At 51.0% G+C, this 23,689-nt stretch carries 20 protein-coding genes; 11 read left to right on the top strand and 9 right to left on the bottom strand.

The window, feature by feature from the left end; translation table 11 throughout:
• Positions 1-192: 192 nt before the first annotated feature.
• The gene (locus tag ABWV33_RS12605; protein WP_353331154.1) at positions 193-1,290 is read right to left on the bottom strand and encodes an AI-2E family transporter; all 1,098 of its coding nucleotides are present in this window, start codon (positions 1,288-1,290) and stop codon (positions 193-195) included.
• Between the two features lie 203 nt (positions 1,291-1,493).
• Between ABWV33_RS12605 and ABWV33_RS12600 the strand changes: the two genes are divergently transcribed.
• Both ABWV33_RS12600 and ABWV33_RS12595 read left to right on the top strand, forming a co-directional pair.
• Complete coding sequence (locus ABWV33_RS12600; RefSeq protein ID WP_353331152.1) at positions 1,494-2,375, top strand: YihY/virulence factor BrkB family protein; 882 nt, start codon at positions 1,494-1,496, stop codon at positions 2,373-2,375.
• Between the two features lie 127 nt (positions 2,376-2,502).
• The gene (locus tag ABWV33_RS12595; protein ID WP_353331150.1) at positions 2,503-4,410 is read left to right on the top strand and encodes a multiheme c-type cytochrome; all 1,908 of its coding nucleotides are present in this window, start codon (positions 2,503-2,505) and stop codon (positions 4,408-4,410) included.
• A 300-nt stretch (positions 4,411-4,710) separates the two neighbouring features.
• Here ABWV33_RS12595 and ABWV33_RS12590 read toward each other — a convergent pair whose 3' ends face one another.
• A complete protein-coding gene (locus tag ABWV33_RS12590) occupies positions 4,711-5,427 on the bottom strand; it encodes an RlmE family RNA methyltransferase (protein ID WP_353331148.1) in 717 nt (238 codons plus the stop codon).
• Entirely contained in the window at positions 5,427-6,539 is a 1,113-nt protein-coding gene (locus ABWV33_RS12585; RefSeq protein ID WP_113824766.1) for a Ppx/GppA phosphatase family protein, read from the bottom strand. The genes ABWV33_RS12590 and ABWV33_RS12585 overlap by 1 nt, the downstream gene beginning before the upstream one ends.
• Before the next feature lie 181 nt (positions 6,540-6,720).
• Between ABWV33_RS12585 and ABWV33_RS12580 the strand changes: the two genes are divergently transcribed.
• From ABWV33_RS12580 to ABWV33_RS12560, 5 genes are all read left to right on the top strand, one after another.
• Positions 6,721-8,604: a PhoX family protein gene (locus ABWV33_RS12580; protein ID WP_353331146.1), complete on the top strand. Its 1,884-nt coding sequence runs from the start codon at positions 6,721-6,723 to the stop codon at positions 8,602-8,604.
• 282 nt (positions 8,605-8,886) lie between these two features.
• A complete protein-coding gene (locus tag ABWV33_RS12575) occupies positions 8,887-9,183 on the top strand; it encodes a virulence factor (RefSeq protein WP_113824768.1) in 297 nt (98 codons plus the stop codon).
• 26 nt (positions 9,184-9,209) lie between these two features.
• Complete coding sequence (locus ABWV33_RS12570) at positions 9,210-10,139, top strand: methylenetetrahydrofolate reductase (protein ID WP_353331505.1); 930 nt, start codon at positions 9,210-9,212, stop codon at positions 10,137-10,139.
• Between the two features lie 10 nt (positions 10,140-10,149).
• Positions 10,150-11,211, top strand: coding sequence for a methyltetrahydrofolate cobalamin methyltransferase (locus tag ABWV33_RS12565; protein WP_353331144.1), 1,062 nt, complete (start codon positions 10,150-10,152; stop codon positions 11,209-11,211).
• Positions 11,212-11,536: 325 nt separating this feature from the next.
• A complete protein-coding gene (locus tag ABWV33_RS12560; RefSeq protein ID WP_353331142.1) occupies positions 11,537-13,954 on the top strand; it encodes a GcvT family protein in 2,418 nt (805 codons plus the stop codon).
• A gap of 64 nt (positions 13,955-14,018) precedes the next feature.
• Here ABWV33_RS12560 and ABWV33_RS12555 read toward each other — a convergent pair whose 3' ends face one another.
• The gene (locus ABWV33_RS12555; protein ID WP_353331140.1) at positions 14,019-14,999 is read right to left on the bottom strand and encodes a cation efflux transmembrane domain-containing protein; all 981 of its coding nucleotides are present in this window, start codon (positions 14,997-14,999) and stop codon (positions 14,019-14,021) included.
• A gap of 347 nt (positions 15,000-15,346) precedes the next feature.
• On the opposite strand from ABWV33_RS12555, the gene ABWV33_RS12550 reads away from it, so the two are divergent.
• The 3 genes from ABWV33_RS12550 (at position 15,347) to ABWV33_RS12540 (ending at position 19,865) form a co-directional block, all read left to right on the top strand.
• Positions 15,347-16,510 carry an RsmB/NOP family class I SAM-dependent RNA methyltransferase gene (locus ABWV33_RS12550; protein WP_353331138.1) on the top strand — a complete coding sequence of 388 codons (1,164 nt, stop codon included), beginning with the start codon at positions 15,347-15,349 and terminating at the stop codon, positions 16,508-16,510.
• A 270-nt stretch (positions 16,511-16,780) separates the two neighbouring features.
• Positions 16,781-18,925, top strand: a complete 2,145-nt coding sequence (locus tag ABWV33_RS12545; protein ID WP_502930914.1) for an ATP-binding protein — start codon at positions 16,781-16,783, stop codon at positions 18,923-18,925.
• A 160-nt stretch (positions 18,926-19,085) separates the two neighbouring features.
• Positions 19,086-19,865: a hypothetical protein gene (locus ABWV33_RS12540; RefSeq protein ID WP_353331136.1), complete on the top strand. Its 780-nt coding sequence runs from the start codon at positions 19,086-19,088 to the stop codon at positions 19,863-19,865.
• 70 nt (positions 19,866-19,935) lie between these two features.
• Here the strand turns inward: ABWV33_RS12540 and ABWV33_RS12535 are convergent, their stop codons facing one another.
• Genes ABWV33_RS12535 through fumC form a run of 4 tightly spaced genes read right to left on the bottom strand, consistent with a single transcriptional unit; the run spans position 19,936 to position 22,388 of the window.
• Positions 19,936-20,544 (bottom strand): DNA-3-methyladenine glycosylase I, encoded by a 609-nt coding sequence (locus ABWV33_RS12535; RefSeq protein WP_353331134.1) that lies wholly within the window; start codon positions 20,542-20,544, stop codon positions 19,936-19,938.
• Positions 20,545-20,593: 49 nt separating this feature from the next.
• Complete coding sequence (locus tag ABWV33_RS12530; RefSeq protein WP_353331132.1) at positions 20,594-20,821, bottom strand: ribbon-helix-helix domain-containing protein; 228 nt, start codon at positions 20,819-20,821, stop codon at positions 20,594-20,596.
• Positions 20,818-20,994 (bottom strand): DUF4169 family protein, encoded by a 177-nt coding sequence (locus ABWV33_RS12525; RefSeq protein ID WP_353331130.1) that lies wholly within the window; start codon positions 20,992-20,994, stop codon positions 20,818-20,820. The genes ABWV33_RS12530 and ABWV33_RS12525 overlap by 4 nt, the downstream gene beginning before the upstream one ends.
• Complete coding sequence (gene fumC / locus ABWV33_RS12520) at positions 20,994-22,388, bottom strand: class II fumarate hydratase (RefSeq protein ID WP_353331128.1); 1,395 nt, start codon at positions 22,386-22,388, stop codon at positions 20,994-20,996. The genes ABWV33_RS12525 and fumC overlap by 1 nt, the downstream gene beginning before the upstream one ends.
• Positions 22,389-22,593: 205 nt before the next feature.
• Between fumC and ABWV33_RS12515 the strand changes: the two genes are divergently transcribed.
• Positions 22,594-23,157 (top strand): hypothetical protein, encoded by a 564-nt coding sequence (locus tag ABWV33_RS12515; RefSeq protein WP_113824779.1) that lies wholly within the window; start codon positions 22,594-22,596, stop codon positions 23,155-23,157.
• Between the two features lie 49 nt (positions 23,158-23,206).
• On the opposite strand, the gene ABWV33_RS12510 is transcribed toward ABWV33_RS12515, so the two are convergent.
• Positions 23,207-23,674: an SspB family protein gene (locus ABWV33_RS12510; protein WP_121997367.1), complete on the bottom strand. Its 468-nt coding sequence runs from the start codon at positions 23,672-23,674 to the stop codon at positions 23,207-23,209.
• Positions 23,675-23,689: the final 15 nt, after the last annotated feature.

Raw genomic sequence — 23,689 nt, 5'->3', positions numbered from 1 at the left:
TCCCCGTAAGTTCGTGAAGTTATTCTAAAATTTCACTAACCTTAGGTCGTTCTTTCATTCTCACCAAATTGATTTTATCAATCAATAGTGACTGAGCGGAATGTGGCTATAATCGCGTCACCAAGTTGTTTCGGCAGGGGCTTTGCATCATTGCGGTAACCAGACCGGAAGCGGTTTGTATGTTGAGGCTGGTTAACTTGCTGTTCGATTTTCTTCCTTTGGCGGCTCTGTCGACATCAACTCGCCATCCTTAGACATCAAAATCGCTATGGGACGCAGGGCTGGGATATGGCTGAATACAATCAGGATACAGACGGTCAGCGGGACACTTAGAAATGCGCCAGTCAAGCCCCATACCGCGCTCCAAAAGGTTAGCGCAAGAATGACCATGAATGTTGACATATTCAGTGATTTTCCCAACAGGGCGGGGTCAAGGACGTTTCCGATCAGGAATTGAATTGTTCCGCAGAACAGCACGATGACCAGAAAAGGGGTCATTGTGTCGAACTGAACCAAGGAAACCAAGGCAGGGAAAATGACTGCGACAATTGATCCAATCGATGGAATAAAATTCAGCGCGAACGTTAACACCGCCCAGGTTTCCGCGTATTCTAGTTCTAAAAGTCGAAAGACAGTGTAGCTGATCAACGCGGTCAAAGCACTGACAAAGCTTTTGACACCTACATAGCTTTGTAGACTGCCTGAGATCGCAACCATCATTGATGTAAGATCTCGCCCCAATTCCTGGTCATTGGCGGCCAGCTGTATCTTTTTGCGAAAGATGGTGCGTTCCGCCATCATGAATGCAACATACAAGCTGATGAGAAGGAATGTGTTCAAAAAGGAGGTCGCGCCACCAAAGGCAGATCGTGCGACCAATGACATATCTATGTTAACCAAATTGTCGCGAATAAAGATTGCTACATCATTGCCAATCAACGCAACGACCCGTGACAACGCATTGTCAAATTGGGTCTCATATGTGCCAATGGCGCGCGCGAAATGGGTTGCCTGATTTCCCAATACAAACATCACCATGAACAAGCCAACTAACACAACGGCGACCCCGATGATGTTGGCTGCCCAAACGGGCAAGGGCAGGATGTTTGTTACCCGATCACTCACTGCGATGATCAACACATAAACGAGTAAGGCTAAACTCAGGGGGATAAGAAAACCGGATCCCGCGTAGAGTCCATAAACACCAAGGGTCGCGATGACCGAAACGTCTCGGCAGGCTGACAATGTTGGGCGGATCCGACCGGACTGTTTGAGCTCGGTTTGTAGCATAAAAAGATCCTTTCGTAACACGACGTCGCCCGCTCGCGGGTAAGTCAAATCTTGAGATGTCGCGCATGCACGCGCGCGCTCTTTGCTGTGCATTGATCACGTTAAGAGCATTTGGAGGCGAGTGTGCACCGAGCCTCGTGTTTGTACAACTGCAAGCGGTGTTAACTCTTGGGTCTTTCGAATGGTCGCGATAGAAATGAATGATGAAATACTCAGACACGTCAGTAATTGCATTGTTCCCGCGCGCGCTTTGGCTTGCTGTGAACAGGTTTATAGAAAAAAGTGGCTTTGTCATGAGCAGTCATGTGGCGATGTCCATGATGATGGCCCTGTTTCCGTTTATCTTGTTTGTGGTTGCCCTGGCGGGGAGCCTGTCACAGGATTTGGTGAATGATGACCTGATCGAGCTCATTTTTGGGACTTGGCCAGAAGCTGTTGCAAACCCAATTATTGCTGAACTTAAAGCGGTACTTGCGGGTGCAAACAAACAAGTCATGACTTTGGGTGGCGTTGTTGCGATCTATTTTGCCTCCAACGGTGTTGATGCTGTTCGCGAAGCAATGACACGGGCGTATCACGACATTGACGAACGGCCGTTCTGGAAAACGCGCTTGCTATGCCTTGCAATTGTTATTGCAGGAGGTGCAATCGTGTTGGCGACTGCTGCGTTCGAGGTCATCTTGCCGCTTTATGCGCATTTGGTTGGTGAAGTCTTGCCAGGAGAGACACCTGAATGGCTATCGCTCGAACGCCTTAGCTGGATTTTCATAGTTGCGATGCCCGCTGGGGCTGTGTTGACCTGTCATGCTATCCTACCTGCAAAGCGGCATAGCTTGCTTCAAATCCTTCCAGGCGTGGTGTTGACCCTGGTATTATGGACCGCAGCAGGTTGGGCATTTTCCGTCTATATTGGTCGGTTTGCCAGCTATAGCGCGACCTATGCAGGCTTGGCCGGGGCGATGGCGGCTTTGATTTTCCTGTATTTGAACTCGGCGATTTTGATTTGGGGAGCTGAGTTCAATGGTGCGTTGATCGAGCTAAGATCAACAGCGGGCGGGGGCGATAATGCGGAAAAGGTTTCCTGACTTGACGCCAGCCCTAAATGATCGAAACTAACTCCCATAATCTCTGACCTGTGACGATTAGGTAAGATATTCTTTTTCTTTCCATTTTCCGTTCTTAAGAACGTGCTCTTCGAGGATCTTGGCCACTATGTTTCGATGCCTTAGTATTGTATTTGCCCTTATTTCGGCCCCAGTTCTGGCGCAGACACCGGAATATGTCGGGTCTAAGGAATGCATTGCGTGTCATGAGGATGTAGCCGAAAATTGGGCCACATCCCATCATGCGTTGGCTTGGAATGCCCCTGATCAGGCAACAGTCCTTGCTGATTTCGATGGAACGCGCTTTGAACACAAAGGTGTCGTTACGGAGTTTCGTCAGGATGCCCAAGGATATTTTGCTAAGACAACAGAAGCCGATGGGGTGAAGACGGACCGCAAGTTACATTCGGTTGTTGGCGTTGAACCTTTGCAACAATACCTGTTTGAGACCGAAAAGGGTCGATTGCAAAGCGCTGATGTGGTGTGGGACACGGAAAAAGAAGAATGGTTTCATCTCTATCCGGATCAAGACCTGCCGCCCGAGGATGGGTTGCATTGGACGGGGCCATATAAGAACTGGAATGCGCGTTGTGCGGAATGTCATGCAACGAATTATAAGAGAAATTACGGGCCACGCAGCAAGAGTTATTCCAGCACCCAACTTGAGACCGGAGTAGGGTGCGAGTCGTGCCATGGTCCGGGATCCTCTCATATAGAATGGACCCTTGGCAAAGTACCTGCTGAAAATTTGGACCCGTTCGGATTTAATATGTCCTTTAGTGGGGGCAATGCCGAAACAGAAATTCAACAATGTGCTGGCTGCCATTCACGCCGCGAGGCGCAGTTGGATGGAAATCCAATCCCAGGCACACCCTATGCAGACAGCTATGCTTTGGCTTTGTTGCGGCCCGGTCTTTACCATGCTGACGGTCAGATCCTGGACGAAGTGTATGTGTATGGATCGTTCTTGCAGTCCAAAATGTACTCAAAAGGCGTCGGATGCACAAACTGCCATGAACCTCACGGTGCTGGGCTCAAGGCTGAAGGGAATGCGGTTTGTACGCAATGTCATTCCGAGGCCGGAAATCCGGGTTTTTCCAGTTTGCCGCTATACGACTATGATACACCAGATCATCACCGACATTCTGAAGACAGCGAAGGCGCACAGTGCAAATCCTGCCATATGATTGAACGCACCTATATGGGCGTTGACGGTAGGCGTGATCACAGTTTTCGGGTTCCGCGTCCGGATCTTGGCGCGGAAACGGGCGGACCAGATGCTTGTACGGATTGTCATCAAGACCAAGGGCAAGACTGGGCGGCTGATAAAATTGCCAATTGGTTTCCTAATCCTAAGAACCGGCAGCCTCACTTTGGTCAAGTTTTTGCCCGTGCACGGTTGAACCCGGGCATAGAAGCGCCGAAATTGCGCGATATCGCGCTTGACGTTAACCAAGCTGGTATCGTGCGCGCTACGGCCCTTTCGATGTTGGAACCGTCTGCCAGTGAACCGCTCGCAGCGACCGTAGCGCCTTTGTTAAGCGATCCAGATCCACTCTTACGCGCGGGGGCCGCAAGTTTGCAACGGGGTGCCCCTTTGAAGACGCGAGTGGAGCGTTTGTTACCTGTTTTGCAGGATCCTATGCGTTCGGTTCGCATCGCTGCGGCCAAGCAATTTTTAGGGGCGGATACGGGAACTCTTTCGCGCAGTCAGCAGGCCGGTATTGACGAAGGCATGCAGGATTGGCAGCAGTCGTTGCGCACAAGGTTGGATTTTCCGGAAACCCATCTTGTGTTCGGCGGTATGGCGTTGACGATGCGAAATGCCCAAGCCGCTGAACAAGCCTTTTCAGAGGTCGTGGACATGGATCCTCAACGCGCTGAAGCTTGGCCAATGCTGGTGCGTTTGGCACACATCAATCGGGGACCCGACGCCGCGCGCGTTGTGTTAGAGCGCGGCCTGAGCGTTGTGCCGGGCCACCCTGAATTGTTGAGACTGCAACAAGAGCTTCGCTAGGGGCACCGCCATATGATGGCCTGAAAGCTGCCAAACCTGTGATCAATTTCTGTGTGTTTACTGTAGGGAGGAGCCTCTGGCTCTACATTCATGAGGTGATAATGCCCCGAGACACACATTTACCGCAGCACGCGCAGCTCTTTGACCTTTTGAGGCATCAAGAACTTAACAATAGTGGGGCTGACCGGGTTTCTACGCTGTCAGAAAAGGCGATCAGCCATGCTGATGCTCTTTTGATCCAAAGCCAAGCCGTAGCATCCTTTCGGGCCCAGACACCGCCAATTGGGACAGGGTCACACGCTAAGCGCGAAACCCCGTAGCAATGACGAACTTTTCAGAACTGTCTGATCGCGATGATGGTGGTTTAGCGTTCGCAACCTTTGTGAATTTTTGCTTCAGGAGCTTCTGAAGCTCCCCTTCTGCACCGCCTGCCAGAACTTTGGCGACAAAAGTGCCGCCTTCTTCCAGCACATCAAAAGAGAAATAAGCTGCGGCTTCGCACAATGAAATGATCCGCAGGTGGTCGGTTTGCTTGTGGCCCGAAGAAGAGGCCGCCATGTCTGACATGACGACGTCGGCTTTACCGCCAAGCCAGCCCTTCACTACGTCATCGGCGCCGTCGTCCATGAAATCCAATTGGTGGACCTCTGCACCCGCGACGGCTTCAACTTCTTGAAGATCGACCCCCAGAACGGTTCCAACAGACTTTCCTGACTTTTCGCCCAGCGCATTGACGCGTTTAACTGCGACCTGCAGCCACCCACCTGGGGCACAGCCCAGATCGACGATACGTGCACCGGGAACCAGAAATCTGAACTTGTCATCCAGCTCCATGATTTTAAAGGCTGCGCGACCACGATAGCCTTCGACCTGTGCCCGTTTGACATAGGGGTCGTTAAGTTGTCGCTGTAACCAGCGCGTCGAACTTGTTGTTCGCCCACGAGCGCTTTTGACTTTGACCTTTAGATCGCGTTGCCCGCGTCCCGAGGTGTTTTTTCCAGTTGGTATTTTTGCCATCAGAATGGTCCGTCTTCTAATACGCCGTTTGCGCTCATCTGCGCGTATAACAGACCTTCGCGCAGACCGCGATCCGCAACTGACAATCTATCCGTGGGCCAACAGCGCAAAAGCGCCTGTAAAATAGCGGATCCTGACATGATCAGGGCTTGCCTATCTTCGCCTATGCGAGGATCCCGCCGTCTACCAATTGGCCCAAGATCCAGATAGCCACGAATAACACGATCAATCTGATCGGAAGTCATACGCAATCCGTCCACCTTGGTGCGGTCATACCGCTTCAGGCCAAGGTGGCTGGCCGCAACGGTTGTGACCGTTCCCGAGGTTCCGACAATCTGAAACCCCTCGCGAGATTGGATGTTTTTGTAAGGCGCAAAATCCGCGAGGTTTTCTTCAAAGAACCAGCTCATCAAGGCAAAACGAGCGGAGTCATCTTCGACGTCACTGAATTGATCGCGTAGGGTTGCAACCCCTAGCGGGACACTGATCCAATCAACCACTTTTGCTGCCGGAAAAGGGCTTTCCGGTGGATGAAATCCAGCATGCAGGCGCATGATTGCAGCAGGGCGATCACGACGAGGGACAGATGAGATATCTATCCAAACCAATTCAGTTGAGCCGCCGCCAATATCAACAACAAGCAATTGTTCCGTATTCGTAGAAACAAGAGGGGCGCATGAAATAACGGCCAGCCGAGCCTCTTCCTCGGGTTGGATAACCTCAAGTGTCAGGCCTGTCTCGCGCTTAACTTGTCGAATGAATTCACGCGCGTTTTTTGCCCTACGACACGCTTCGGTTGTGACCAAGCGCATTTGTTGAACTTTATTGCGCTTCAGTTTTTGCTGACAGATTCGTAGTGCCTGCACGGTTCGCGCCATCGAAGACCGTGACAAACGCCCGGTCCGCTCCAAACCCGCACCCAATTGCACGGACTTGGAAAAACTATCCACCACATGAAAGCCGCTACCCTTTGGTTGGGCAATCAGCATCCGGCAGCTATTTGTACCCAGATCCAGCGCCGCATACAGCGCATCAGGATCAGGCCGGTGAGGCGCGGGGCTTTCGACCGCTTTCGGGAACACGCCCGCACCTTTGGGACGCTTGGGCGCCATGACTTCACGCCCTCCGATTTCGAGTTGCTTTGAAACTATGCGCGCGTTGACAAACGCGCAAGAGAATTCAATGACGTGTTGATCCTTCTTGTCACATCGGCTTCACACAAAAATGCGACGTGATCCTCGAATTCCCATTTCGGGATTCCCATATTGAATGCTAGCCAAGTCGGAGCACGCCATGAAAGACGATCACACCCTGTCGTTTGATGAATTTGACGAGACAGTGAACCCACGTTCGGAACATTGTGAATTTGACACTGTTGTTGAACAGGCACTCTCGCGTCGTGGCTTTTTAGGCGGTGTTCTGGTGGTGGGTGGGTTTGCCACATTGGGTGGGGCCGTATTACCCACTGGTGTGAAAGCCGCAGTAAACCGTTTCGCATTTGATGCTGTGCCGGTTTCGACGTCTGATTCCATCAGTGTACCTGCTGGATATAAGTCCGAAGTTGTCGTTCGTTGGGCCGATCCTATGTGGTCAGACAGTGTTGCTTTTGATCAGGGCACCCGCGGCACGGCAACGACACAAGCCCGGACATTTGGCGATAACACCGACGGCATGGAGGTTTTCATGCACGAAGGCCGCACGCTGTTGACGATCAACAACGAATATACAAACCGGTCTATCATCTGGGGCAATCGCACTGATGCTAAGCCTGAAAACGACGATGACATCGAAAAAGGTTTGCTGGCACATGGCGTGACCGTGGTTGAAATAGGCCATGATGGGGACCGCTGGGGAGTCGTGATTGATAGCCCGTTCAACCGTCGCATCACACCGAACACCGAGATGACCTTGACCGGACCGGCCGCGGGTCACGCACTGGTAAAGACTGACGCTGATCCGGCAGGTACAACGACCTTGGGGACTTGGAATAACTGCGGATCAGGTAAAACCCCTTGGGGCACGTATTTGGCATGTGAAGAGAACTTTAATGGCTACTTCTCAGCCGAAGATGAGAACCACGAGGTATCCGCAGAACTGAAACGTTATGGAGTTTCCGCAAGCGATTGGGGATATAGCTGGGCCAAAATCGATGATCGCTTTGATGTGGCGAAAAATCCGAATGAACCCAACCGGGCGGGCTATGTTGTAGAGATCGATCCGCGCGACGCTAACTCCACTCCGAAAAAACGGACAGCACTTGGCAGGTTTAAACACGAGAATGCGGAATGTGTGGTGAACAACGATGGCCGCCTCGTTATCTACATGGGTGATGATGAGCGCGGTGAATTCCTGTACCGATATGTGTCGGACGGGGTGTACGCGGCTGGCGTAGATACTGATGCACTCATGGAAAACGGTACTATCTTTGCTGCCAAATTTCACGACACAGGCGCAGGCGAGTGGTTGGTGCTGACGCCAGAAACAACGGGCATGACGCAAGCAGAAATCTGTGTCCATACACGGATCGCGGCCTCCAAAGTTGGTGCGACAACTATGGATCGCCCCGAATGGGTAACTGCGAACCCAAATTCGAGCGAAATGTACTGCGCCCTTACAAATAACAAGAACCGTGGTTTGAAAACGAACAAGGGCGGGGATGAAACTCCCGTAGGTGGGCCAAATCCGCGCGAGAAGAACAAATACGGTCAGATCGTGCGCTGGACACCCATGAACGACGACCACACGAGTGCTGAGTTCAAATGGGACCTCTATGTGTTGGCGGGCAATCCAAAGGTACATTCGGATGACAAAGCCGGGTCCGAGAATGTGAACCTTGGCAATATGTTCAATTCACCGGATGGTTTGGCTTTTGATAGCACTGGACTGCTGTGGATCCAAACAGATGGTAAATATTCCAACGAAGGTGACTTTGAAGGGCAGGGCAACAACCAAATGCTTGCGGGGGACCCCGTTACGGGCGAGATCCGTCGCTTCTTGGTCGGCCCGAGAGAAGCCGAAGTAACCGGTTTGTGTTGGTCAGGCGATCGTAAGACAATGTTTGTCGGCATTCAGCACCCAGGCGAGAGGGGCAACAGCAATTGGCCGGATGGTGGCAACACGGTGCCTCGTTCTGCAATTATCGCTGTAACTCGCGACGATGGTGGTTTGGTCGGCTAAGACAATCCTTTCCAATCCTGGGTCCGTAACGGATTAAGACATAGCAAGGCCCGGGGTAATGACCTCGGGCTTTTCGCGTTAAAATATGCAGCGATTTCATGATTGTCCTGAAGATTTCGGGGCAGCCTAGAGATTAGTTTCAGTGTAGACCCCCTTGAAGGGTGTGCGAGTGGACTAAGAACAGAAAGGTCGCTGCACAGCTTACAGGTGTCGAAATTCGACCGACCCAGCAATAAATACGCGTTTAGAACCGATTCAACCAGGTTAAGAGGAATCATCCCAATGCCCGACGTCACCATCGTTTACTGGCGCGACATCCCTGCTCAGGTCATCGTTGGCAAAGGCCGACGCGGATCAAAACGACCGCTCGAAGAGCGATTCGAGCAAGCCATCGATCGCGCAGCCATGAAGGTGAACGCCAAGGATGCGGATGCCTATCTGGCTGAGTGGCGCAAAGCAGACCCTTACACCATCGACGGAGACCCCTCCGAAGTTGCCGAGGCCGAAGCGGTGCGTCTTGAAACTGAGTACGACCAAGATCGTCTGAAGGTTTTGATCGGCAATGACGGTTGGGCATGAGCCTGAATGCACTATGGGAGGCCGCAATGGCTTTGTTGAATTTCAAGAAACGTGAATCGGCTGACAAAGGCCCGGTGAACCCGACCGTTGAAGCTTTTCTCAAGAATTATTCGATTGAGGTGATGCCGCGCACGGCGTCAAAGGTCGATGATTTCCGCGCGCTGTTGCCCGAAGGTACCCGCGTTTACATCGCACACATCGAAGGAACGCCCATTGATGAGATGGTCGCCACAGCCAAGCGTCTGAATGACGAAGGCTATCCTGTGATGCCACACTTCCCAGCACGCATCATCAATGACGAAGCGACCCTGGCGGACTGGATCGCACGGTACCAGGGTGAAGCTGGTGTTGACCAAGCGCTGTTGTTGGCGGGTGGTGTTGATAAGCCCCACGGTGATTTCCACAGCTCCATGCAACTGTTGGAAACTGGCCTGTTCGACAAGGCTGGTTTCAAGCGTTTGCACGTCGCTGGTCACCCCGAAGGCAACAAAGACATCGATCCCGATGGATCGACCAAGCTGGTTGATGAAGCGCTACAATGGAAACAGAAGTTTTCAGAACGCACCGATGCGCAGATGGCATTGGCCACTCAGTTTGCGTTTGAAGCGGGTCCAATCATCGAATGGGCGAATGCGGTCAAAGCTGCTGGCGTTGATATCCCGATCCATATCGGCATTGCGGGTCCTGCAAAACTGCAAACCCTGATCAAATTCGCCATTGCTTGTGGCGTTGGTCCTTCGCTTAAGGTTTTGCAAAAACGCGCTATGGATGTGACCAAGTTGCTGCTGCCTTACGAACCCACTGACGTTCTGACTGAACTGGCGGCACACAAAGCTGCAAACCCGGATTTCAACATTGAATCCGTTCATTTCTTCCCACTTGGCGGTATTAAGACCAATGCTAATTGGGCAATAAACAAAGGCGGCGAAAATGCTCGCCCCGTAAACCCGTCCTGAAAGGCCTGACATGACCCGCACCATCGTTGAAAGCAAATCCAAGACAGCAATCATCGGATTTGACCAGCCGTTCTGCGTGATCGGCGAGCGGATCAACCCCACTGGCCGTAAAAAGCTGGCGGCTGAGTTGGAAGCAGGCGACTTTTCGACTGTTGAAAGAGATGCTGTTGCACAGGTTCTGGCCGGTGCAACAGTGCTCGATATCAATGCTGGCGTTGTTTACAACTCCAACCCCAACCCGAACGAGACCGAGCCGCCGCTGATGCGTAAGATCGTTGAGCTGGTTCAGGGCTTGGTTGATGTGCCTTTGTGCATCGACTCGTCGGTTCCCGGCGCACTAGAGGCAGGTCTGGAAGTTGCTGAAGGTCGTCCCTTGCTGAACTCGGTTACGGGTGAAGAAGAGCGTCTTGAGGAAATCCTGCCGCTGGTTAAAAAGTACAACATTCCGGTTGTGGCAATTTCCAATGACGACACTGGCATTTCCGAAGATCCCGATGTACGTTTTGCGGTTGCAAAGAAGATCGTTGAACGCGCCGCAGATTTTGGCATTCCCGCTCATGACATCGTAGTCGACCCGCTGGTAATGCCTGTCGGCGCAATGGGAACTGCTGGTTTGCAGGTATTCGCTCTGGTGCGTCGCTTGCGCGAAGAACTGGGTGTGAACACAACTTGCGGCGCGTCAAACATCTCGTTTGGTTTGCCAAACCGTCACGGCATCAACAATGCGTTCCTGCCAATGGCGATGGGTGCAGGCATGACTTCTGCGATTATGAACCCGGTTGCACTGCCCGTTGGGCCGAAGAAAATCGCGGAAAAGCGCGCCGAAGTCGAAGCGACAGGGATCGTTTTGCCGGCGGATATGGACGACGAAGCATTTTGCCAGATGTTCGGTTTGGGTTCGACCAAAGCGCGTGCGGGTAAAGAAATGGAAGCCATTCGTGCTGCAAATTTCTTAACCAACAACGATCCGCATGGCGGTGAATGGATTAAGTTCAACAAAGCCCCGGCTAAAGAAGGCGAAGAAGGCCGCGGTCGTGGTGGTCGCGCTGGTGGTCGCCGTCGTCGCGCTTGATCCTGGAATTTAATTCTACGAAAAGGCCGGGTGAAAGCCCGGCCTTTTTTGATTAGCTTGCAATGGAAAATGGAGCCAAGTTTAACGTAGCTCTGTAGCAATTTGGATTGCCTTTCGTAGTGCACAAGCCCAATTGAGGGTATTTTTCGGTATTGTTGTTAAATGTCAATGTGTTCAGAATTGATTTGAATGTAAGTTTGAGGTTGCGGAGGTCGAGCTAGATTTCAAAAAACGAAATCAACATGAGGTGTTTGAAAACCAGTCACCGTGTCGTTGACCTGAGTTGTATCTGAGCGTTTCTTCGGTGCAACAAACGGAGGATCAAATGCGTTCAACAGCTCGAGTGGTAGTTATTGGTGGCGGTATAGCGGGGTGTTCTGCCCTTTATCATCTTACGCAAGAAGGATGGACAGATGTCATGTTGCTGGAGCGCAATGAGCTAACTTCAGGGACGACCTGGCACTCTGCCGCACAGGTGACAAATTTCGGAATGAACCAGACGATGGTTGGCCTGAAGAGCCATTCCATAAAACTCTATAAAGAGTTGTCAGAGGACCCGGAGTATCCAATCAATTACCACCATGCCGATGGCGGCATTCGGCTGGCGAACACCCAAGCTCAAATGGATGGGTACCGTCATTTTGCGTCAATGGCGCGGGGCATGGACGTAGAGTTTGAAGTCATTGATGCCAAAGAATGCGCACGGCGGCATCCCTTGCTTGCAACAGATAATTTGGTTGGTGGACTTTGGGATCCAATGGACGGCGACATCGATCCGGCTCAGTTATGTCAGGCCTTAGCACGACGTGCGCGTAAAGCTGGCGCCGAAGTGCATAGAAACACGCCAGTCACCGCACTGAAACAACAGGCTGACGACAGCTGGATAGTCTCAACACCAAAAGGTGATGTACATGCAGAGATTATTGTAAACGCTTGTGGATACAGGGTAAATGAAGTTGGTGCTATGATGGGTGTCCATCATCCAGTGGCTTCGATGGAACATCAATATTTTCTGACCGAAGAGATCCCGGCGATTAAAGAAGCAGGGCATCGCATGCCATTAATCCGGTGCCCGATCAGTGATTACTATTCCCGTCAGGAAAAGAATGGCTTGCTTGTAGGGTTCTATGAGCAGGACTGCAAAACTTGGGGGATGGATGGGATCGATCCAAACTTTGTCAATGCTTTGTGTCCCGATGATCTGGAACGCGTAACAGATGTGTTAGAGGGGGCCATGGAACGCATGCCCGCGCTCGCCGAGGTAGGCATTCATACAGTCGTGAATGGCCCAATCACCTATACAATTGATGGCGCACCTTTGGTTGGGTCCATTCCTGGAAAGAGAAATGCGTTTTGTATCATTGGTTTACGCGCTGGCCTTGGAGAAGGTGGTGGACATGGGTGGTTGTTGGCACAGCAAATCGTTCACGGCGAGTCTTGCTATGATACTTGGTGCATAGATCCCCGCCGGTTCACGGGCCATTGTAATGTAGAACTGACCGCTCTCAAGGCGATCGAAGACTACCAGAATGAATTTCGTTTTCACTTTCCACATGAACATCGCCCAGCGGGGCGCCCGATGAAGACCACGCCGCTGACCCCGATCTTGGCTGCCGAAGGGGCTGAGTTTGGAGTCGTCAATGGCTGGGAGCGGATGGATTACATCAATCCCAGCAGAGACTTTACCGAAACACATGGGTTTCGTTTTAATGAAACGTTCGATGTCATTGCTGAAGAAGTGCGCGCTGTACAAAACAGCGTTGGTTTGACTGAAGTGAGCGGGTTCAATCGGTTTGAGATGACTGGGACCGATGTGCACAGTTTTCTGGACCGCATGTTTTGCGGGCGCGTGACCAAAAAGGCAGGTCGCGTTGGTTTGGGTTATATGCTCAATCATCATGGTATGGTTAAATCCGAGGCGACGATTGCAAATTTGCCTGATGGGCGCGTCTGGTATGGATCTGCAGCCGCGTCGGAGTGGCATGATATGGATTGGTTAGAGGCCCATCTGGAGGATGATGAGAATGTTCAAATCAGGTCGCTAACGAACGAACACACGATCCTCGTTTTGGCCGGTCCCAAAGCACGTGACGTCTTGTCCACCGTCTCACGCGGGGATTGGTCCGCCCAGGCGTTCCCATGGTTGTCCGTCCGCGAGGCCTTTATTGGTATCGCCCCAGCGGTTGTCATGGCGGTCAGCTTTTCTGGCGAGTTGGCCTATGAAATCCACGTACCGAATAATCAACTGTATGGAGCCTATCTAGCTTTGCGTAGCGCAGGTGAAGATTATGATCTGCGCTTGTTTGGTAGCCGTGCTGTTGAATCTATGCGGCTTGAGAAGGGGTACCTCCATTGGAAGGCAGAAATTCAAACTGAATTCGATCCCTTTGAAACCGGATTGCGGCGTTTCGTAAAAATGGACAAGGACTTCGTTGGAAAGGCAGCGCTGATCGAACGGCAGGCTTCGGGCGTGCAAAAGCATTTGGTGACGCTGAGTTTAGAAACGCGTGAGGCGCCAGCCCATGGAGGAGCGTCTGTTACAAATGCGGGGCAGGTGGTGGGTACTGTCACGTCCGGGGATTGGGGGCATCGCACAGGTTTGAACTTGGCTATGGCCTATGTATCCCCTGAACACGCCCTTGTCGGAGCTGCGTTAGACGTGGAGGTAATTGGTATGAATGTCCCAGCAACGGTTATTGCAACCGGGCCTTATGATCCTGAAAATCAGAGGGTCAAAGCCTAGATTTTGCAAAACCTAAATCAGTAGGGCAACCGAGTGGTACATCATTCAGTTGCCCGGTATAGGTTCACTGGTGTGTTCGTGGGTTTTTCCGTGGATTCACATCATCGGGCCATCGGCGGCCGTATTGGGTCGGCAAGACAACGACCTCGACCAGCGGCATAACCGTTACAAGCTCATGCTCGAAGTCAAGTGTCAGCTTATCAAATTCTTGCGCACCCAGCGCACGCATCGGGTCGTAATAGATTGAAACGTGAAAACTACGCCCCAATTTGAGGATAGACAGATCCACCAGTCGCCCCCCATCTTTGGCCAGAATTTTCCGAATGGCGCGACGTGCCTTTGCAATGTGTTCGGGGCCTGCGGTGACCCCGGCCAACTCCCCCAGACCTGACATGAAGTCCTTGTAATATTGTGTGACAGCGGTCAGGCATAAGAGCAGAACGATAATGGAATCCCCGACTGGGGTGATGACGCCCAGTGCTGTATCCTGCAATAACAGTATGCCCAAAATCCCTAGTCCCGCCGCCGCGGTAATAACCCCGTCAAAGGCAGCTGCTTTGGCTTCGAGCCTCAAGACATCACTGTTTCGGCCTGTCTTTGACCAAGAACGGTGATGTACCCACCACAACAAAAAACACGTCAGCCCGATCACTATAAAATAGACAATAAGGGGTTCAAAAATCAATGGTTCCGGCGGGTGGCCTGTTGCGTAGTTATAGATATTCATTACTGCGCTACACATCGCAAACAGCAACAGCCCCAAAAGAGAAAGAGCCCGGAATGTGGTGAATATTGCTTCGTCTGCTGCGTATCCGATGGGCCGCAGACGATCGGGACCGGCGTCTACATTTCGGCTCACGTTCCGACCTAGCAGTGCAGCGGTGAAGCCAATTAGTGAAAATAGGCCATCCACAAGGATCGCATTCGAATTTGACAGGATGGCGGCCATCACACCAGCACCCCCCATGAACAAGTTCCCCCACATGCCGATCACCAATGACCGCCCTTCCAGTTTTTTGCGTTCGGATGCGTCCAACGTATGCATGTTTGAAAATCTCGACTGTTGGTGGGAAAGAGGTCGTAAGACGGAAATAGCCTCAAGAGTATTGGTGCGGCAACCAGGTTCAGTGGGCAAACGTGTGGAAAACGTACAGGATAGCCTGCAACGGACAAGCGGCTCGCACGTTATCTATTCTTGATTATCTGTCAGATGCACCCTGAAATTGTGGTTTCAATCGCCTATGGTGAGGTATAGATCGCCCAAATCACGTTTCGCGAGATAATTTAGATCGGCTCAGGGTTCTTGGGTCTTCTGAATGGTTGCTGCCCGGCGTGTTCAAGCTCAACCTGCCGGATATTATGTTCCGGTGGCTCATCTTAAAGGTCGGATCCATGACACCTGCAGCACGCATTCAAACGGCAATTGAAATTCTCGATACGATCTTGGGAGGGCAACCCGCAGAACAAGCTTTGACCGCTTGGGCGCGGCGCAGCAGGTTTGCGGGATCCAAAGATCGCGCAGCAATCCGGGACCATGTGTTTGACGTTTTGCGCCGCCGCTCCTCCTTTGCTGCACTGGGAGGCGGCAACACAGGACGCCAACTTATGATTGGGTCTTGCCGTGCAAATGGTGTCTCGCTTGATGAGGCGTTTTCCGGCGGTAGTTATGGCCCATCCCCCCTTGATCCCAGTGAACAAGAGGCGGGAGCAGAGGCTCGCGATGCCACAGATCGGCTCGATATTCCGACTTGGTTGTGGCCCGCCTTTCAGGCAGACCTAGGGGCAAAGGCAGATGATGTCGCCTTGGCTTTACAAAACCGCGCCCCAGTTCAATTACGCGTCAACATCGGCAAATCTGACCGTGGGAACGTCCAGAAAAAATTGCAGGATGAAGGTATCGAAACCGTTAAACATGCAACGGTAAAAACCGCTTTGAATGTTCTTGAAGGTGCACGAAAAATCAACAATTCAGCCTGTTTCCAAGAGGGGTTGATCGAGCTTCAGGATGCGTCCAGTCAAGCTGTTGTAGAGGCCTTGTCTCTCAAGCCTGGCATGCGTGTCCTGGATTATTGCGCAGGTGGGGGTGGTAAGGCTCTTGCGCTCTCTGCTCATGATGGAGTGACGGTAGTGGCACATGACATTGCGCCACAACGGATGAAGGACATCCCCAAGCGGGCCGCCCGGGCAGGCGTCGAAATTCAATGTGTCTCTACCGCCGATCTGGGTGAGATGGGGCCATTTGACATCGTGCTTGTGGATGCCCCGTGTTCGGGGAGCGGCGCATGGCGTCGTGCACCTGCTGGAAAATGGGAGCTCTCACAGGCACGTCTGGATGAATTGGTAGCAATTCAGTCACAGATATTGTCCCAGTGTGCGGAATTGACCTCTCTCGAAGGTGTGCTGGCTTTTGCTACCTGCTCGCTGTTGGACGTTGAAAATACTCAGCAAGTTGAGAAGTTTGTATCAGCTCACCCGACATGGACCTGCACGTTTTCGAAAGCCTGGACTCCCCTCGAAGATGGGGATGGGTTCTACACAGCACACTTGACGCGATAACTCGCCGCGAGGTAGCAACTTATGCGGGATATTTTGTGTTCATTAAGCAGGACTTAACCCTTTGGACGCGAAATACTCCAGCAGCTACTTTGACGGAGCCTTGTCGACTTGTCTCATATCACCACCCAAACAACACCTTTGAGAAGCGAAGGGTTAGAGCGCCAACTGAAAGTCTTATTCCTGTTTCTGGGAACGGGGTTCGTGGGCGCCTCTGTTGCGGGGCTGGTCGATGGGGCGACTCAATACGCGCTTTTGGGGACAGGGGCTGTCATGTTCGCCGTTGTGTTGGGGATGACCTTCCTAAGGTGGTACCCGAGCAGCGGTGGTGAGGCCGTAGCATCCTATATCGAAAAGGATGGGGTACCGTGCTTTGTTGTGGATGATGAAGGCGTCATTTTGGCGAAAAACTCTGCCGCATCTGTTGGGTTTGAACCCAAAGAGGATGAAACGCTGGCCACAGCGATGCGGTCAATTTTTGCGAATCCTTCTGCGGTTCTTTTTCGGCTGCAATGCAAAGCAAAGATCGATGGAAATGCGCGAGAGGACGTCGTCACCAAGGTTGGGCAATCGCGGATTTCAGTGCACGTTCTTGAAGACAAAAAATATCTTTGGCGTTTGGAAGCACTGACGGAAAGAAACGGATCTGGTCGAAATCTGGATACGCTTCCTGTTCCAATGCTGACCGTCGGGCGTTCAGGAGCTGTGCTGTTTATGAATGAAGCAGCGCTAAAGCTTGTTGGACGACGTGTTAAATCTCTGGACCGGCTTTTTTTTACAAAAGATTTGGAAACCGGATCCCTACAAACTTTGACGACAGAACAAGGTCCAATCCAAGTCACCGTGGTGCTCGGCGCAACATCGAGTGTTCGGCGTGAATACTACATGTTTCCAGTCGAAAATGTAAAAACTTCAGTTGAAGTTGAAATAAATGCACCTGATCTTGGAGCCGACTTTAGCACTTTACCGGTTGCTATGATCAAGATTGCCCCTTCTGGGAAGATCCTCGAAATTAATCAAATGGCGGCTGAGTTTCTAGGTCATAGAGCGGAGACTGGCATGGAGCTTGGAGTCGTTATGCAGGGATTGGGTCGTCCCATTGCGGATTGGCTGGGTGACGTTGCATTTGGTCGAAAGGGACAGTCTTCGGAGTTTTTGCGTCTGACGCGAAAAGACAAAGAAGTGTTCGCGCAAGTGACACTTAGCCGCGTAACAGACGGTGAGTTAATCGCTGTTTTGAATGATGCAACCGAGCTGAAAACACTTGAAGCGCAATTTGTTCAAAGTCAAAAAATGCAAGCCATTGGCCAATTGGCTGGTGGGGTTGCTCACGATTTCAACAACCTTTTGACTGCAATTTCAGGGCATTGTGATCTCTTGTTGTTGCGACATGATCAAGGTGACCAAGATTTTGGGGATCTGGTTCAAATCAACCAAAATGCCAATCGCGCCGCTGCTTTGGTGAGCCAGCTGCTTGCCTTTTCCAGAAAACAGACCCTGCGCTTAGAGACGTTGGATTTAAGGGACACTTTGTCTGATCTGACTCACTTGCTCAACCGTTTGGTCGGCGAAAAGATCACGTTAACACTCAGTCACGACCCGATATTGAAATCAATTCGCGCAGATAAACGGCAGTTGGAACAGGTCTTGATGAACCTCGTTGTTAATGCACGAGATGCGATGCCTCAAGGTGGTGAAATTCGAATCGAAACCGAGGTCGTTATCCTTGATGAGCCTCTCGAACGAGATCGCGCAGTGTTGGCGGCCGGCGAATATGTAAATGTCAAAGTGCTCGACGAAGGCGTTGGGATTGAACCCGATAAGCTGCAAAAGATTTTTGAGCCGTTTTACACAACAAAACGGACTGGCGAGGGCACCGGACTCGGACTTTCGACTGCTTATGGGATTATCAAACAAACCGGTGGGTTTATTTTTGTGGACAGTATCCTGGGTAAAGGTACTGAATTTAATCTGTTTTTCCCAACTCATGAAGTCAAAACGTCTACTGAAGTGACCTCTAAGATTGTGCGTGAGACCAATTTTACGGAAAAAGCAGAAGGGGTGGTTTTGTTAGTTGAGGACGAAGCGCCTGTGCGAGCTTTTGCGTCACGAGCGTTACGTTTGCGTGGCTATACCGTACTAGAAGCTGAATCCGCAGAGGAAGCCTTGAAAACACTTGAGGATGCAAATCTGCTCGTGGACGTTTTTGTCACGGATGTTGTTATGCCTGGTTTAGATGGACCAACTTGGGTGCGGCAAGCTCTCAAAGACCGGCCGCAAGTCAGAGTTGTTTTTGTTTCAGGTTATGCAGAAGGTGCCTTTGATGAATCCAGTCAAAAGATTCCAAATTCTGTGTTCCTTCCCAAACCGTTTTCCTTGAGCCAACTGACTGAAACAGTACATCAGCAATTGCATTAGCAATTCAGAGTGTAAGACAGAGCTTGCGCGTTTACCTCACCAACGGTTCCTTCGAAACATAGGTGATAGACCAATGCTGTTTGATCGCTTATCCTTTGTTTTGAGGGCCGCATCTCCTTAATAATAGACGGTCGATAGTAGTAGCAGGCGAGTAAACACAATGGATGCCATTAAAGTACTGGACAGTTCATCGGATAGTTCCGATTTGAGGGATCGCACAGACTTTGTGACGGATACCCAAGTTGGTGAGGTCCAGAACGATCATGAAATTGTGCCACTCCTTCCTTTGGGTGAACTGGATGGATTGGCGCTTGCCGCGGGTACAGATAAGAGTTCTAAACGGCATGATTATATGCGGTTTTATGAATATCTCTTGACGCCATATCGTGACAAAGCGTTCACATTTCTTGAGTTGGGTGTCGGAATTCCAAGTCGAAAAGCCCCGTCTTTGAGGACGTGGAAGGCCTTTTTCCCTAAAGCACAGATCGTTGGGGTCGATATAAAAAAGGTTTCTAAGAACTTTGAAGAAGACCGTATTGCTGTAGAAATTGGGGACGCCTCCAGACCTCGGTTTTTAAAACGGGTCGCGCGAAATTGGCAGCCGTCCATCATTTTGGATGATGCCAGCCATTTCTGGTCGCATCAGATCATTGGGTTGCAAACCTTGTTCTCCAAGCTACCGGCTGGCGGCATCTATATCATCGAAGATATCCATACGAGTTTCCTATCGAATGAAGAGGGGTCGCAGTATGCCGACTATTCTGAGTCCCTTTGGAGCTATATTAATCGCTTGCAGGCTGCCTTAGCTTGCGCACAACGTCATGGGCCTGAGCTAAGCGATGAAGAGAAGCATATGGTTGCTTGGATTGATACGATCTTTGTAAGCCGGCGGACGGTTGCGATCATTAAGCGACAGAAAAAACGACGCCGAGAAGTGTAGCTTTCATTAAGTTGAAGCGTTGATGAAAATACTGCTGGTTTTATCTGATTTATAATGAAAGCAGGGCCTATCAACTGGGTGGAACAAACTGGCGCCTTTGCTCGGTGGCTCTGACTCGGCAGCAACAGCCATGAGCGTGGTCGTTAATCAAACCCATCGCCTGCATAAAGGCAAAAACCGTGGTCGGTCCAACGAATTTCCATCCGCGCTTTTTGAGATCTTTAGACATTGCAATAGATTCAGCTGAGGTCGAGGCGGTTTGCGGTTCGAGACAGTTTTCAGGTTTGGGTTCAAAACGCCAAACATAGGCTGCTATCGAACCTTCAGATCGGACCATTTCTTGTGCACGTTTTGCATTGTTTATGACGGCTTGAATCTTCCCTCGGTGGCGGATTATACCCGCATCGTGTAGAAGGCGATGTACATCGTCTTCGGTGAATTGTGCGACACGGTTGAAATCGAATTCAGCAAACGCAGAACGAAAATTGTCGCGTTTGTTCAGAATTGTCCGCCAACTCAACCCGGACTGAAAGCTCTCTAGACACAATTTTTCGAACAGGCGCTGATCGTCATCGACGGGATAACCCCATTCGCTGTCGTGGTAATCAAGAAACTCGGGTGCAGAATTGCTCCAATTACACCGATTTAGACCATCCGGGCCTAGGGTAACCTTGCTCATTTTTGATCCCTTTTTGTTCCTTTTGCCAAGCTGGAATTCGGATCCGAGATCAAGCTTTGGAATGCGTTCTATACCAATTTAAAACATATACGCGTATCGCTGAAGCTAATCCAGTTCCGGGATCACGATTTACATCTATTTCGTAAGCTAGCACGTTGATTGGTATGTTTTTTTTCTTTGATATATCGCGAAACGCGTTCCAAAAATCATCTTCAAGAGACACCGAAGTACGGTGCCCTTTAAGTGTCAACGAACGTTTGGCCGGTGGCCCGCTCATTCTTCAACCTTGTGCCTGTCCAAATTTTGGCGGGCCCTTTTCAGTTTGGTTTTGTTTGCCGCCTTTTGGGTTTTGGTTTGCCCAAATTTTACAGCGTTTTTGTCGGCACGAGCCTTATTGTCGGCCCGTGCCTTATCCTTGCGAAACCGGTTCAGATTGACCGGTTGCGTCATCAGTCTTTGGGACCAATCATATCTTCGGGGCGAACGACGGCGTCAAAAGTCGCTTCATCAACGAACCCCAAGGCAATCGCTTCTTCTTTGAGTGTCGTGCCATTTTTATGTGCCGTTTTCGCGACCTTGGTTGCGTTGTCGTAGCCGATAGTAGGCGCCAATGCAGTCACTAGCATGAGTGACTCTTTCATCAGTTTTTCGATACGAGGCTCGTTGGCCTGAATGCCCATCAGCATGCGCTCAGTAAAACTGGCGGTTGCGTCGCCTAGCAACTGGATGGATTGCAGCAGGTTGTACGACATCATCGGATTGTAGACGTTCAACTCGAAGTGGCCCTGCGATCCTGCAAAGGTCATCGCCGCGTTGTTGCCCATTACGTGTGCCGCAACTTGGGTCAGTGCTTCAGCCTGCGTGGGGTTCACTTTACCAGGCATGATGGACGAACCGGGCTCGTTTTCGGGCAAAATCAATTCCCCCAAACCGGACCGAGGGCCTGAACCGAGGAAACGAATGTCATTTGCAATTTTGTAGCAACTACCGGCGATGGTTGCCAAAGCGCCTGACAAAAAGACCATAGCATCGTGTGCGGCCAAGGATTCGAATTTGTTTGGCGCGGTCACAAACGGCAGGTCGGTAATTTCAGCCATATTCGCGGCAACAGTTTCACCCCAGCCATTTTGTGTGTTTAAGCCGGTTCCAACGGCTGTGCCACCTTGCGCGAGCTCATAAATGCCGGGCATTGCCGCATGTACGCGGGAGATACCCTGCCGAACCTGATGCGCGTAACCGCCGAATTCTTGGCCCAACGTCAAAGGCGTTGCATCTTGTGTGTGAGTCCGACCGATTTTGATAATGTCTTTGAACTGTTCTGATTTTTGTTCAAGACCGGACGCTAACTTTTCCAAACCGGGCAACAACACATCCCGGACAGACATAGCTGTGGCGATATGCATCGCTGTTGGGAATGTATCGTTCGAGGACTGACCCATGTTGCAGTGATCGTTAGGGTGAACCGGATCCTTGGAGCCAACCACGCCACCCAGAATTTCGATGGCGCGGTTCGCGATGACCTCGTTTGAGTTCATGTTGGATTGAGTGCCAGACCCAGTTTGCCAAACAACCAATGGGAAGTTGTCGTCGAATTTTCCTTCGATCACTTCACCTGCGGCTTGGATGACAGCATCCGCGATGGTCGTGTCCATCTTACCGTTTGCTTTGTTTGCTTGCGCACAGGCTTTTTTGATCACGCCGAGCGCCCGGACAATAGCGATGGGCTGTTTTTCCCAGCCAATAGGGAAATTCATGATTGAACGCTGCGTCTGAGCGCCCCAATACTTGTCTGAGGGGACTTCCAAGGGACCAAAGCTGTCGGTTTCGGTGCGGGTTGCGGACATCTCGTCACTCCGTCTGGTATGCTGTTGTATGCCGTTTAACCATCCTGCGACAATCACGCAATTGGCCAGTTGCGCGCAGCATAGGTTGAACCGAAGTGAAGGTATAGACGGGCAAGTGGGTCATTTTTCCCAATTTTTAGAACTGCATCATTGTTCATGGTACTTGCAGCTGTAAGATGACAGGAATGAAAATCTGGAGGCGACTATGCATACATTGACCGTATCAAACCTGCGTGGCCTAACATGGTCGTGCATATTGGGGCTGGTTGTCTTTCTGCTCACGGCAACGGCTTCAACCGCCTCTGGGATCGATCCCTTTATCGGCACCTACCATGGATCTGCCGAAGTCGTGAACGCAGATGGTTCCAAATCTCCGCGAGATATGAGCGTTGAAATTGTGGAAACAGGAGATGGATTTAACGTCAGCTGGAGAACGATCAGCTATAAAACCGACGGACGCGTCAAAGAAAGCGCATACTCAGTCGATTTTCTGCCAACAAGCCGAGATGGCATTTTTTCTGCAGCGATGAAGCGCAACGTATTTGGTCACGCTGTTCAATTGGACCCAATGAAGGGTGAGCCCTTTGTTTGGGGACGGATCATCGGTGATACGTTGACTGTCTTTTCACTCTTTGTGGATGCAAATGGAGGATATGAGATGCAGCAATTTGACCGAACGCTCGCTGAAAATGGGCTGGTTTTGGAATTTTCACGGCTTAGCAACGGCGAAAAAGCGAAATCAGTTCAGACGTTTCTGGAGAAAGAGTAAGGCCCGCAACGTAGCAGGCCTAAGCTTTCTTGCAGACGGTCAAGGTTCCTTAGGATTTACGGAAACTATCCAAAGATACGATTTCCGCATCACCTTTTTCAATCGGTTCGGCTGCGATTTCTTCGAGCTGCTCGATTGATGTATCTTCTACGTCATCGTCATCTTCGGCAGTTTCAAACCGCAAACCAAATTCAACCGAAGGATCAACAAAGGTTTTGATAGAATCATAAGGAACATAAAGGGGTTCCGGGGCATCGCCGAAGTTCAACGTTATGGCAAAACCAATATCCGTCACCACTAGGTTCTCAAACCAATGTTGCATTACAATAGTCATCTCGCCTGGGTAGCGATCTGACAGCCAATCGGCTATTTCTACATCAGGATGCCCTGTATCGAACGTGATGAAAAAATGGTGTGCTCCGGGCAGGCCTGTTTCAGCCACATCCGTTAGCACGGTCTTGATCAAACCGCGCATCGCACTGTGCATCAGGTTTCCGTAGTCGATGTCTTGCGACATTGTAATTCCCCAAAA

It is taken from the genome of Phaeobacter sp. NW0010-22, from assembly GCF_040365955.1.
Taxonomy (GTDB): domain Bacteria; phylum Pseudomonadota; class Alphaproteobacteria; order Rhodobacterales; family Rhodobacteraceae; genus OMPR01.
The sequence above is the reverse complement of the archived record's forward strand: the minus strand, read 5'-3'. Positions and strand labels throughout refer to the sequence as shown.